This window comes from Erythrobacter sp. AP23 (assembly GCF_001542855.1).
In the GTDB taxonomy this organism is placed as follows: Bacteria; Pseudomonadota; Alphaproteobacteria; order Sphingomonadales; family Sphingomonadaceae; genus Qipengyuania.
In genome coordinates, this window is the sequence record NZ_LNBY01000015.1 from 108924 (window position 1) to 121997 (window position 13074).

Annotated in this window: 10 protein-coding genes; 5 read left to right on the forward strand and 5 right to left on the reverse strand. The window is 64.6% G+C overall.

Going from position 1 to position 13074, the window contains the following annotated elements:
* Positions 1 to 61 precede the first annotated feature (61 nt).
* Positions 62 to 1048 carry an NAD(P)H-quinone oxidoreductase gene (locus ASS64_RS07265; protein WP_067692021.1) on the reverse strand — a complete coding sequence of 329 codons (987 nt, stop codon included), beginning with the start codon at positions 1046 to 1048 and terminating at the stop codon, positions 62 to 64.
* 132 nt (positions 1049 to 1180) lie between these two features.
* Between ASS64_RS07265 and ASS64_RS07270 the strand changes: the two genes are divergently transcribed.
* The 4 genes from ASS64_RS07270 to ASS64_RS07285 all read left to right on the forward strand — a co-directional run bounded on the left by ASS64_RS07270 (position 1181) and on the right by ASS64_RS07285 (position 6569).
* On the forward strand, positions 1181 to 1381 hold the full coding sequence (locus tag ASS64_RS07270; protein ID WP_067692025.1) for a DUF1192 domain-containing protein: 201 nt from the start codon (positions 1181 to 1183) through the stop codon (positions 1379 to 1381).
* A gap of 130 nt (positions 1382 to 1511) precedes the next feature.
* The gene (gene clpA / locus ASS64_RS07275) at positions 1512 to 3899 is read left to right on the forward strand and encodes an ATP-dependent Clp protease ATP-binding subunit ClpA (protein WP_067692028.1); all 2388 of its coding nucleotides are present in this window, start codon (positions 1512 to 1514) and stop codon (positions 3897 to 3899) included.
* Between the two features lie 67 nt (positions 3900 to 3966).
* Positions 3967 to 4974, forward strand: a complete 1008-nt coding sequence (locus tag ASS64_RS07280) for a ligase-associated DNA damage response exonuclease (RefSeq protein WP_067692031.1) — start codon at positions 3967 to 3969, stop codon at positions 4972 to 4974.
* Between the two features lie 2 nt (positions 4975 to 4976).
* Positions 4977 to 6569 (forward strand): cisplatin damage response ATP-dependent DNA ligase, encoded by a 1593-nt coding sequence (locus ASS64_RS07285; RefSeq protein ID WP_067692034.1) that lies wholly within the window; start codon positions 4977 to 4979, stop codon positions 6567 to 6569.
* Positions 6570 to 6605: 36 nt separating this feature from the next.
* Here ASS64_RS07285 and ASS64_RS07290 read toward each other — a convergent pair whose 3' ends face one another.
* Genes ASS64_RS07290 through ASS64_RS07305 form a run of 4 tightly spaced genes read right to left on the reverse strand, consistent with a single transcriptional unit; the run spans position 6606 to position 10368 of the window.
* The gene (locus tag ASS64_RS07290; RefSeq protein WP_067692037.1) at positions 6606 to 7178 is read right to left on the reverse strand and encodes a gamma carbonic anhydrase family protein; all 573 of its coding nucleotides are present in this window, start codon (positions 7176 to 7178) and stop codon (positions 6606 to 6608) included.
* The gene (locus ASS64_RS07295; protein WP_067692040.1) at positions 7175 to 7732 is read right to left on the reverse strand and encodes a GNAT family N-acetyltransferase; all 558 of its coding nucleotides are present in this window, start codon (positions 7730 to 7732) and stop codon (positions 7175 to 7177) included. The genes ASS64_RS07290 and ASS64_RS07295 overlap by 4 nt, the downstream gene beginning before the upstream one ends.
* Positions 7725 to 8723 carry a porphobilinogen synthase gene (hemB, locus tag ASS64_RS07300; protein WP_067692043.1) on the reverse strand — a complete coding sequence of 333 codons (999 nt, stop codon included), beginning with the start codon at positions 8721 to 8723 and terminating at the stop codon, positions 7725 to 7727. The genes ASS64_RS07295 and hemB overlap by 8 nt, the downstream gene beginning before the upstream one ends.
* 37 nt (positions 8724 to 8760) lie before the next feature.
* Positions 8761 to 10368 (reverse strand): M23 family metallopeptidase, encoded by a 1608-nt coding sequence (locus ASS64_RS07305; RefSeq protein WP_234002355.1) that lies wholly within the window; start codon positions 10366 to 10368, stop codon positions 8761 to 8763.
* Positions 10369 to 10567: 199 nt separating this feature from the next.
* Here ASS64_RS07305 and ASS64_RS07310 point away from each other — a divergent pair, with 199 nt between their 5' ends.
* A complete protein-coding gene (locus ASS64_RS07310) occupies positions 10568 to 13072 on the forward strand; it encodes a helicase-related protein (protein ID WP_369815362.1) in 2505 nt (834 codons plus the stop codon).
* The last annotated feature ends 2 nt before the right edge of the window (positions 13073 to 13074 follow it).

Here is a 13074-nt window from a genome sequence, read left to right on the forward strand (position 1 = left end):
AAGATTGTTACGTGCGATTCACAGTGTCGTTACGGATCGGCGAAATTGCGACGGTTGCGAGTCAGCGTGGCGCAACCTCGAGGACGATCTTGCCGATATGGTCGCCCGCCTCCATCCGCGCATGCGCGGCACCGGCCTCGACGAGAGGGAAGATCCGATCCATCACCGGCGCGATGGTCGCGTCTTCGAACAGGTGCCAGGCCTGTTCGTTGATATCGTCGGCGAGAAGCGCCTTGAATTCGTCCGATCTCGGACGCAGCGTCGAACCTGTCAGCACCAGGCGTTTGCGCATGACGGTGGCCATGTTGATCTCGGCCTTTAGCCCGCCGAGTACCGCGATCGTGACATGACGCCCATCGTCCGCGAGGCATTCGATATTGCGTGCGACGTATTCGCCCGAGACCATGTCGAGCACGATATCGACGCCGGTGCCGCCGGTGAACGCCTTCACTTCCTCGACGAAATCCTGCGTCTTGTAGTTGATCGCCAGATCCGCGCCCAGATCGCGGATCGCCTGGCACTTCTCTTCGCTCCCGGCAGTGGCGATCACCGCGATGTCGAATGCCTTGGCGAGCTGGATGGCCATCGTACCGATGCCGCTTGTGCCGCCATGGACCAGCAGCGTGTCGCCATCGCTCGCCCAGCCGCGCTGGAACACATTGTGCCATACAGTGAACAGCGTTTCGGGAATCGCCGCGGCCGCATCCATCCGCATGGCTTCGGGAACGGAAAGGCAATGCTTCGCGTCGGCGAGGCAATATTCGGCATAACCCCCGCCCGACACGAGCGCGCAAACGCGCTGGCCGACCATCTCGGGCAAGACCCCCTCGCCAACGGCGGCGACGGTTCCTGCGACCTCGAGCCCCGGAATCGGCGAGGCTCCCGGCGGCGGTGGGTAGAAGCCCTGGCGCTGGATCACATCGGGGCGGTTGATGCCAGCGTGGGAGACCCTGATCAGCACTTGATTCTCGCCCGGCCTCGGCACGGGCAGCGTCTCCGGCCGCAAGACTTCGGGACCGCCCGGGTCGTCGAAACCCATCGCGGTCATCGTCTCGGGTAATTCGGCTGCCACTCACACCCCCGTATCAAGCCAGTTCTGCGTGGCGGCGTGGCCACGTCGCGAGGCAATACCGCGCGACCCCGTTGACAGCAACCGGGCAGACTTGCGAGATTGGAGGAGATGAACGACGACGAGAGTCCGCGCCCGAGAGGCGATGCCGCGAGCATGCTGGCGAGCGAGGACCTCGGCCCCTATTCGCAAGACGAACTGGCTGCGCGCATCGCGCTGCTCGAAGCCGAGATTGCACGCGTCGAAAAGCATCGCCGGTCCGCCGCCGCACACCGTGACGCGGCCGAGGCTTTGTTTGGGCGAAAGGAATAGTTGGAGATGCGGGGGCTGAAATATCCCGCGTCTGTCACCATATGCGACGCCTATACAGCATTGGCTAACCTTCGGCCGATAGGCTGTTTCGTATTCGCCCCGCGCGAGTCCCTGTGAGAAAGACCTTTGAATGCCCAGCTTTGCCGCAAACCTCGAAAAGACCCTCCACGCAGCGCTCACCGATGCGGGCGAACGGCGTCACGAATATGCGACGCTGGAGCACCTGCTCCTCGCCCTGATCGACGATGAGGACGCGGCGCAGGTGATGACCGCCTGCGGGGTCGACCTGACCGAGCTCACTGCGGTGGTGAAGCAATATCTCGAGCAGGAGTACCAGTCGCTCCAGGCGGACGAGAGCGCCGATCCGCAACCGACCGCGGGGTTCCAGCGCGTGATCCAGCGCGCGATCCTGCATGTCCAGTCTTCGGGCAAGGATACCGTGACCGGCGCCAACGTGCTGGTCGCGCTGTTTTCCGAGCGCGATAGCTATGCGGTCTATTTCCTCCAGCAGCAGGACATGAGCCGACTGGATGCAGTCAGCTTCATCAGCCACGGCATCGGCAAGGGCGGCAAACAGATCGAAAGCCGCCCGCCCGAGGGTGCCGAAGGTGCCGAGGCGCAGGGTGACGAAAAGCCCGGCGAGAAGGGCAAGAAGGAGACGGCGCTCGACCAGTTCACGGTCAACCTCAACCGGAAGGCCGAGGACGGGCGGATCGATCCGCTGATAGGCCGCGGCCCCGAAGTCGACCGCACAATTCAGATCCTGTGCCGCCGTTCGAAAAACAACCCGCTCTATGTCGGCGATCCGGGCGTTGGAAAGACCGCCATCGCCGAGGGGCTCGCGCGCAAGATCGTCGAGGCCGATGTTCCCGACGTGCTTCGTGACGCGGTCATCTATTCGCTCGATATGGGCGCGTTGCTCGCGGGCACACGCTATCGCGGCGATTTCGAAGAGCGCCTGAAGCAGGTCGTCAATGAGCTCGAGGGCATGCCCGACGCGATCCTGTTCATCGACGAGATTCACACGGTGATCGGTGCCGGGGCGACGAGCGGCGGGGCGATGGACGCTTCGAACCTGCTGAAGCCCGCGCTTTCCAGCGGCGCGATCCGCTGCATCGGTTCGACCACCTACAAGGAATTCCGCAACCACTTCGAGAAGGACCGCGCGCTGCTGCGTCGCTTCCAGAAGATCGACGTCAACGAACCGACGATCGAGGATACGGTCAAGATCCTGAAAGGTCTGAAGACCGCGTTCCAGGATCACCACAAGGTGACCTATACCATCGATGCGCTCAAGACGGCGGTCGAGCTTTCGGCGCGCTACATCAACGACCGCAAACTGCCCGACAAGGCGATCGACGTAATCGACGAAGTCGGCGCAATGCAAATGCTGGTTCCGCCGAGCCGTCGCAAAAAGAAGATCACCGCCAAGGAAATCGAAGCCGTGATCGCCACCATGGCGCGGATCCCGCCCAAGTCGGTTTCGAAGGACGACAAGAAGGCGCTCGAAAACCTCGAGCGCGACCTCAAACACGTCGTCTTCGGCCAGGACCCGGCGGTGCACAAACTGTCGACCGCGATGAAGCTCAGCCGTGCGGGTCTGCGCGATCCGGACAAGCCGATCGGCTCTTTCCTGTTCTCCGGCCCCACCGGCGTCGGCAAGACCGAGGTCGCGCGCCAGCTCGCCTCGATCATGGGTATCGAGCTCAAGCGCTTCGACATGTCCGAATATATGGAGCGCCACAGCGTTTCGCGTCTGATCGGCGCGCCTCCGGGCTATGTCGGCTACGACCAGGGCGGCCTGCTGACCGACGCCGTCGACCAGAACCCGCACTGCGTGCTGCTGCTCGACGAAATCGAGAAGGCGCATCCCGACCTGTTCAACATCCTGCTCCAGGTGATGGATAATGGCCGACTGACCGACCACCACGGCAAGACGGTCGATTTCCGCAACGTCGTGCTGATCATGACGACCAATGCCGGCGCCGCCGACATGGCGCGCCAGGGCATCGGTTTCGGCGACGTGAGCAAGGAAGATGCGAGCGAAGAAGCGGTGAAGCGCATGTTCACCCCCGAATTCCGCAACCGCCTCGATGCAATCGTGCCCTTCGGCTACCTCGGCAAGGAAACCGTCGCCCGCGTGGTCGACAAGTTCATCCTCCAGCTCGAACTGCAGCTGGCCGAACAGAATGTCGACATCCAGTTCGACAAGGATGCGCGCGCCTGGCTGGCCGACAAGGGCTACGACCGCCTCTACGGCGCCCGTCCGATGGGCCGTCTGATCCAGGAACGGATCAAGCAGCCGCTGGCTGAAGAACTGCTCTTCGGCAAGCTTGCCGATGGCGGCGAAGTGTCGGTGACGATGAAGGATGGCAAGCCCGCCTTCGAACTCACCCCCGCCCCGCCCAAGACCAGGCGCAAGGCAGCGCCGAAGAAGAAACCCGCGGCGAAGAAGAAGCCAACGCCCAAGAAGCCCGAAGCGGGTGCCGAGAAGGGCAAGGACGAAACCAAGAGCTGATCTGCGAATCGGCAGCGATGGGGGGCGCCACCGGGAACGGTCGGCGCTCTTTTCGTTTGAATCGAGGATGGCTGCTGCCCCCTTCTCCTGGATCAACCCCGAGCCGCACGGTATCCATATCGCCCCCGCCGATTGCTGGGTCGATCCCAGCCGTCCGGTCGACAAGGCACTAGTCACGCATGGCCATGCCGACCATGCGCGCGGGGGGCACGGCCAGACCGTTGCTACGCCTGAGACGCTCGCGATCATGGAGTTGCGCTACGCAACACGCGACGGGGCGACGCCGGTCGAGTATGGCGAGACGATCCGCCTGCCCGGCGGGGTCGATGCGACCTATATCCCGGCGGGCCATGTCCTTGGCAGCGCGCAGATCCTGCTCGAACATGCAGGCGAGCGAGTGATCGTCACCGGCGACTACAAGCGACGTCACGACCCCACCTGCCCGCCCTTCGAAGCCACGCCCTGCGATATCTTCATCACCGAGGCGACTTTTGGCCTGCCGGTATTCTGCCATCCGCCGATCGAGGAGGAGATGCAGAAACTGCTCGAGCGGCTCGCTGCGCATCCTGACCGTTGCGTGCTGGTCGGCGCCTATGCTCTCGGCAAGGCGCAGCGTGTGATCGCCGAACTGCGTCGCGCGGGACACACGGATCCGATCTACCTACACGGCGCGATGGAGAAGATGTGCCGCCTCTATGAGGAGCACGGCGTGGATCTGGGCGAACTGCGGCTCGTGTCGGATGCCGACAAGGACGAAATGCGCGGCCACATCGTTGTCTGCCCGCCAGGCGCACTCAACGACCGGTGGAGCCGACGCCTGCCCGATCCGATCACCGCCATGGCGAGCGGATGGATGCGCATTCGCCAGCGCGCTCGGCAGCGGAACGTCGAATTGCCGCTGGTCATCTCCGACCATGCCGACTGGGGCGAACTGACCCGGACGATCGAAGAGGTCGACGCGAGCGAAAACTGGATCACCCACGGGCGGGAGGACGCGCTGCTACGCTGGTGCCAGCTCCATCAGCGCCGCGCCCGCGCGTTGGCCCTTGTCGGCTACGAAGACGAGGACGATTGAGGGTGGACGAGTTTGCCGCCCTAATCGATGCTCTGGTCTACACTCGCAGCCGCAACGAAAAGCTGCGCCTGATCGCGGAGTATCTGCGCGCGACACCCGACCCGGACCGAGGATGGGCGCTGGCGGCGCTCGCCGACGGGCTCGATTTTCCAGCGGTAAAGAGCTCCACCATCCGCAATCTCCTGAAAGACCGCGTGGATCCGGTTCTGTGGACCCTGAGCCGCGATTTCGTCGGCGACACGGCGGAAACCGCGAGCCTTCTGTGGCCCGCGCCCGGCAACGAACCCGATCCGCCGGGCGTGAGCGAAACCGTGGAACTGCTGTCGGCGTTGACCCGAAAGAGCGTTCTGACCGGGTTGCCGAAGCTTCTGGACCGGCTCGACGCATCGGGTCGCTATGCATTGCTCAAGCTCGCGACGGGCGGGATGCGCATCGGCGTGTCGAGCCGCCTGGCTAAAACCGCCTTCGCGCAAGCTTTCGCGGTGTCGGTCGACCAGGTGGAGGAATATTGGCACGGCCTCGAGCCGCCTTACGATCCGCTCTTCGCCTGGGCCGCACATGGCCAGGCTCCGCCCGACATCGAGAACCTTCCCACCTTCCGGCCCTTCATGCTCGCGCATCCGCTCGAGGACACGGTCGTCGACCTCGCCGACTATGCGGCCGAATGGAAATGGGACGGAATCCGCGTCCAACTGGTACGCGCAGGCGAGGAGACTCGAGTCTACAGCCGCTCGGGCGACGACATTTCGGTGACTTTCCCAGAGCTGCTCGATGTCCTGCCCTTCCCCGCAGTGCTCGATGGGGAATTGCTGGTGCGCGGCTCGACGCAGGGGGGCGAGGAAGGAGGAGCAGCCAGCTTCAACGCGCTGCAGCAGCGGCTCGGGCGCAAAACCGTGAGCAAGAAAATGCTCACCGAGTTCCCAGCCTTCGTCCGGCTCTATGATGCGCTTCTGATCGAAGGTGAAGATGTGCGCGAACAGCCGTGGACCGCGCGCCGCTCGCGGCTCGAAGCGCTGATGGCCCGCCTGCCCGACAGCCATTTCGACATCAGCTCGGTCGTCGAGGCGCGCGACTTCGGACATCTCGCCGAAATTCGCGAAGGCAGTCGCGAAGACGCAATCGAAGGGCTGATGCTCAAGCGCAAGGATAGCCCCTATATCGCCGGGCGACGCGTCGGGTACTGGTACAAGTGGAAACGCGATCCGCTGCTGATCGATTGCGTACTAATGTATGCGCAGCGCGGCTCGGGCAAACGCTCCAGCTTCTTTTCCGACTACACCTTCGGCTGCTGGAATGGCGATCCAGACAAGGGCGCGGACCTGCTACCGGTTGGTAAAGCCTATTCGGGTTTCACCGACGAGGAACTGAAGAAGATCGACCGTCACGTGCGCCAGAACACGATCAACCGCTACGGCCCCGTGCGCGAGACCGAAAAGACACTGGTGTTCGAAGTCGCCTTCGACAGCGTGCACGAAAGCAAACGCCACAAATCGGGCCTCGCCATGCGCTTTCCGCGTATCCACCGCATTCGATGGGACAAGCCGGCGCACGAGGCGGACCGGATCGAGGCACTAAGGGCGCTGATCCGCGATTGAGCAAAGTCGCGCCGCGTACATTGCGACAGCGTGACGTCAGTCCCCAAACGCCTTGGCCACCGCCTCGCCGTGATGCTTGGCATTCTCGGCGTAATGCGCCACGCCGATGCGCATGCCGGCAATTGCCGCATCATCCAGATCGCGCATCTTCCGCGCGGGGCGACCGCCCCACAGCTCGCGCGCCCCCATCACCTTGCCTTCGGTCAGCATGGCACCGGCGGCGAGCATCGCATCCGAGCCGATCACCGCCTTGTTCATCGCTATCGCGCCGAGGCCGACAAAGCCGCGATCCTCGATCGTGCAGCCATGGACCATCGCCATGTGGCCGATCAGCACGTCGTCGCCAATGATCAACGGCGAACCGTCGGGATCGCCGGGTCTTTCGGGGTCGCAATGGCAGACGCTGCCATCCTGGATGTTCGAGCGCTCGCCGATGACAATGCGGCTGACATCGGCGCGCAACACGCAATTGTACCAGACCGAGCTGTCGGCCCCGATCTCGACATTGCCGATGATCGTGCAGCCCGGCGCGACGAAGGCGCTATCGTGAATTTTCGGCGTGTGGCCGTGAATCGGAACGATGGTGACGCCGGGGCGGCTCGCGGTCATCGGGTGTTCTCCCATTGCTCTCTCGTGAGCGAATACTGGATCGTCGGATTGTCCTCGGCCGGATAGGCCGGGTCGGAAAAATCAAGATCTTCGCGGCGGACCATGCCGAGCTTTTCCATCAGTTTCCAGCTTCCGGCATTGGCCTCGCTGGTCAGCGCGACGACATGCGGCGCGCCGACGCGGGTGAAGGCCCAGTCGAGCACGGCGCGCATTGCCTCTTCGGCATATCCGCGCCGCCAGCGATCCTCCCGCACCAGCCAGCCCACCTCGTGATCGCCGACATTGGGCGCAAGCGGATTGTCGACGCGCTTTATCCCGCAATGGCCGACCATCTCGCCGCTCGCCTTTTCGATCATGAACAGGAAGCTGAAGCCCTCGCGTGCATAGAGCGCCATGGATTTGGCGTGCTTGGCCTCGATCTCGTGCAATTCCTTGACCCCGCCAAGCCGCGCCATCACCGCTAGCGTATTGAGCAGCCGATCCTGTTCGGCAGCATCGCCCTCCTCGATGGTCCGCAGGATCAGCCGGTCGGTTTCGGCAATGATATCAGCCATTCAGTAGCTGCGCGGCGCGGGGTGCGTGATAGGTCAGCACGCCGCTGCACCCGGCGCGCTTGAAGGCCATCAGCTTTTCCATCAGCAGCGCGTCGCGGTCGCCCACGCCCGCTGCCGCGCCCGCTTCGATCAGCGCATATTCGCCGCTCACCTGGTAGGCGAAGACGGGAACGGAGAATTCCTGTTTCGCGCGCCAGATCACATCGAGATAGGCCAGCCCCGGCTTGACCATCACGCTGTCGGCCCCCTCGGCGATGTCGAACGCGATTTCGCGCAGCGCTTCATCGCCGTTCGCCGGGTCCATCTGATAGCTCTTCTTGTCGCCCTTGAGCAGGCCGCCCGAGCCCACTGCATCGCGGAACGGGCCGTAGAAGGCGGAGGCGTATTTCGCCGAATAGGCCATGATCTGGACATTGGGATGCCGATTCATCTCCAGCGCCATGCGGATCGCTTTAACCCGCCCGTCCATCATGTCGGACGGCGCGATGATGTCGGCCCCGGCATTGGCCTGGTTGACCGCCTGATCGACAAGCACGGCTACCGTATCGTCGTTTACGACATAGCCCGCATCGTCGAGCAACCCGTCCTGCCCATGGCTGGTGTAGGGATCGAGCGCGACATCGGTGAGGATGCCGATATCGCTGCCGCAGGCATCGCGCACCGCCTTGATCGCCCGGCACATGAGATTGTCGGGATTGAGAGCTTCGGCGCCGTCGTCGCTTCGCTTTTCCGGCTGCGTATTGGGAAACAAGGCGATGCACGGAATGCCGAGTTCGACGGCCTCTTTGGCGCGAGACGCGATCCCATCGACCGACCAGCGCGAGACGCCCGGGAGGCTCGTCACCGGCTCCTCGACGCCCGATCCATCGGTGACGAACAGCGGCCAGATGAGGTCTGCCACGGTGAGCACGGTCTCGCGATGCATGGTGCGGCTCCACGCGCTCGCGCGGGTGCGGCGCAGACGGGTAGCGGGATAGCTTGCATTGGTCATGGCGACGCTGTGCCGCAAGCACGCGCTTGGCGCAATCTCAGCCCTTCACGGGCGGCGAAAGCTTGTCGATTTCGCGGATCGGTTCCTGCGCGGCAACCTCGGCAGAGGTGCGCTGCAATTCGGCCAGTGCTGCGCCGGGCTCGACCGTCTTGATCCGGGTGAGCGCTTCCTTGAAACGTCGCAGCTCCGCCCCGGTCAGCTGTGCGCGGGTGACATATTTCACTGAGGCCGGATTGATCGCCCTGCCATGGCGATACATTTCGTAGTGAAGGTGCGGGCCGGTCGACAGGCCGGTTGAGCCGACATAGCCGATTACCTGTCCGCGCCGCACGCTCTGCCCGCGATTCACCGCAATGCGGCTCATGTGGCAGTAACGCGTGTCGAGCCCGCCGTCGTGGCGCAACCGCACCGCATTGCCGCAACCACCCATGCGCCCCGCCCCGGTGACGCGGCCATCGGTCACGGCGACGATAGGGGTCCCGTGACGCGCCTTGAAGTCGAGGCCGGAATGCATCCTGCGATAGCCCAGGATCGGGTGGCGGCGCATGCCGAAGCCCGAAGTCGTTCGCCCTGGCACGGGCGCCATCAGCCCTCCGCGCTGTTCGCCCACCCCCGAGGCCTCGTAGAATTCGCCATCCTCGCCCCAGCGCATCAGTTGCACGCGCGGCGTCTCTCCCCGCTCGAGCCCGGCATAGAGCAATTGGCCCGCCTGCCGTTCGCCCGTGGCGGCGCGGCGATGGGCGAGGATGAAATCGAACGTGTCACCCGCACGAACGTCGCGATCGAGGTTCACATACTGGCCCAGCGTCTTGAGATAGGACTGGACCGCACTGGCCGGTGCGCCCGCGGCACGCGCAGAGCGATAGAGGCTGTCACCGACGGTGCCGCGGATGCGCAGCGGCGTTTCATCGACCCGGATCACATTCTTTGTCAGCGAAAGATCGGAGCCTTCTGCGAACCGCCCGATCTCGAGTTCGAGATCGAAGCGCGCGCGAAAACCGATCGTCTCGAGCGGGCGCGGCGCGCCCGGTGCGGGGCGGCGACCGAGGGTAATGTCGAACGTTGTACCCGATTCGATTTCGCTCAGCGGCAGCGCCGCGCCGACCAGTTCGGCCACGCGCTGGCTGTCGTCACGCCCCACGCCGGCGCGGCGCAGCATGCGTTCGAAGCTATCGCCTCTTGCCAGCGTCGCGACCATTTCGAGCCGCGGCCGTTCCGGCGCGGCGGCGAGCGGTTCGACCAGCGTGGTCGCACCCATGTGCCTGCCACTGTCGGCCCCGAGCGCGAGCGGGAGAATCATCTGGCTGCGGTATTCATCGCGCACCGCATCGTCGATATGCGCGGATGCCGCCGCCTCGAGCGGGGCGAAACTCGGCCAAAAGGCCAGGGCAGTGGCAGTCAGGCCGACGAATGTGCCCAGCCCGCGCAGCCAACGCTTGCTGCCGATCTCGCTGCCGAGGTCGGGCGCAAGGTCGAGCGCGGCGATCCGGCCCGAAAGCTGTTCCCGCAAGATGGTCCAGGAAAAAGGGGGTCCGGATGGATTCGGCACGATCTGGTCATGCGCCAGGGCCGCCGCGGACTGACCGTAACCGCCGGTCGCCGTGGGCTGTGCCGTATCCTGTATGTCCGCGTGGGACGTATACACGCTGTGCCCCTTCCCATTGGCCGCTCCGGCGCGAATGGATGCGGCTCGACCCTCGTATCGGGTCCTCTGCCCGCATTGCCTGCCAAAACAAAGTAAAGGCCGCCTTAATCTGCGGCCATGCGAGTCCGGATTGCGGTGAATCGAGTCGCCATAGGGTCGGGCGGTTGCCCTGGCGCCCGCGCACTGCCAATTAAGGGGTGTGCAGGGTAGCGCGATCAAGGCGGTCCTCGGACCCACCAATACCGGCAAGACGCATCTGGCGATCGAGCGCATGGCGGCGCATTCGAGCGGCTGCATGGGCTTTCCGCTGCGCCTGCTGGCGCGCGAAGTCTACGATCGGGTGCGTGCGATCAAGGGCGACGACGCGGTCGCGCTGATCACCGGCGAAGAACGCATCGAGCCGAAGAACGCGCGCTATATGTGCTGCACGGTCGAAGCGATGCCGCGCGACGGGGCGAGCGCCGCCTTCGTGGCTCTCGACGAGGCGCAGCTTGCCGCCGATCGCGAACGGGGCCACATCTTCACCGACCGCCTGCTGAACACGCGCGGCCGCGAGGAAACCATGCTGCTGGGCTCCGCGACGCTTGAACCGCTGGTGCGCGAGCTGGTGCCCAAGGCCGAGATTTCCGACCGCCCGCGCTTTTCGACCCTCACTTACATCGGCCCGCGCAAGCTCTCGCGCCTGCCCCCGCGCAGCGCAATCGTCGCCTTCAGCGCGGAGCAGGTCTATGCGGTGGCGGAAATGCTGCGGCGCTTCCGGGGCGGCGCGGCGGTGGTCATGGGCGCGCTCAGCCCGGAGACGCGCAACAAGCAGGTCGCGCTGTTCCAGAGCGGAGAGGTTGACTACATCGTCGCGACCGACGCGATCGGCATGGGCCTGAACCTTGACGTCAATCATGTCGCCTTTGCCGGCCTGACAAAATTCGACGGCATGCGGATGCGCCGGCTGCTGCCTGCGGAAATGGCGCAGATAGCCGGACGCGCGGGCCGCCATCGGCGCGACGGAACCTTCGGAACGTTGGCAGGGACGAATAAGCACGGCACTCCTCCCGAACTCACCGAGGAGGAGGTCTATGCAATCGAAGAACACCGCTTCGCTCCGCTAACCCATCTGTACGGGCGCGAGCCCGAGCCGCGCTTCGATTCACTGCCCGTACTGATCTCCGATCTCGAAGCGCCGCCCGACGATCCGGCGCTGCGCCTCGCGCCCGAAGCCATCGACCTGGCGACGCTCAAGCGCCTCGCCGTGGAACCCGTCGCGGGCGATGTCCGGGGACATGGTGCGGTGCGCCGATTCTGGGAGGCCTGCTCGCTGCCCGACTTCCGCCAGCGCGGTCCCGACGTGCATGCGCGCTTCGTCGCGCGGCTGTGGCAGGATCTCGCCGAAGGCTATATCGGCGCGGATTATGTCGCGGCGCGGATCAGCGAACTCGACAACATGTCCGGAGACATCGATACGCTGCAGGGGCGGATCGCGGCGATTCGCAGCTGGGCTTATATCTGCCAGCGTCCCGATTGGGTGTTGGCGCGTGATGAAATGGCATCGCGCGCACGGGCGGTCGAGGCCAAATTGTCGGATGCGCTTCACGCGCGACTGACCGAGAGATTCGTAAACCGGAGGACGGCGATCCTGATGAAGTCGCTAGGACAGGATGCAGGCATGTTGCCGATCGAATTGAGCGATTCAGGCGAAGTGAGCGTGGAGGGCGAAGTTCTCGGCCATGTCGAAGGGCTCCGCTTTGCGGTCGATCCCTCCGCCCGGCACGAGGACCGGCGTATGCTGCTTGCTGCTGCCGAGAAAGCGTTGCCGAAACTGCTCGGTGAAAAGGCGGAGGCACTGGCAGCCTCGGATATGGAAGAGATCGAGCTTGCGCGCGGCGCCATCCGCTGGAACGGGCAGGAACTCGCCAAGCTCGAGCATCGCGATGGCGCCGTAACGCCGCTCTTGAGGCCCACGCGCGAAGTGACCACGCTGCCCGAAGCTGCGCGCGCAAAGCTGATGGCAGCGCTGGAAGCATGGCTCGCGACGAAGCTGGAGCCGCTCGCGCCGCTCGAAAAGATGCATCACGCCGCGAGCAATCCCGATGCCGGGTCACAGGCGCGCGCACTGCTGCTCAATCTGATTGCGGGACATGGCTATGTGACGCGGGAAAAAGCGGGCATCGAACACTTGCCCAAGGAAATGCGCCCGTTCCTGCGCAAGATCGGCGTGACCTTCGGCGCGCTCGACATTTTCGCGCCTGCGCTGCTCAAACCCGCACCGCGGCAGCTGCTGCATGCGCTCGGGCTCGACCGGCGGCCGTTGCAAGAAGCGATGCTACCGGTGATCCCCGATGCAAGGAAACTGCCCTCGGGCTATCGCCATACCGGCAGCCAGGCGATCCGCATCGACCTGGCAGAGAAGATCCTGCGCGCCGCGCACGAATCACGCGCCAAGGCGCAGGCCAAGGACCGCAAGCGCAAGTTTGTGCTCGACTACTCGCTACCGATCTCGATCGGGCTCGAGGAAGGCAATATTGCGCGGCTGCTCGGTAATGCGGGTTTCCGCGTGCAGAAGGCAAAGCCGCTTGCAGAGGGCCGGTTCGGCCCGCCGCGCCCGGATCGCTGGGAATGGCGCCCTTCGCGCCGCAAGCAGGAACGCAGCAAACCCGCTCCCCCGCGCGAGGGCAACGCCTTTGCGGCCCTCGCCGATTTGGTCCGCTGATG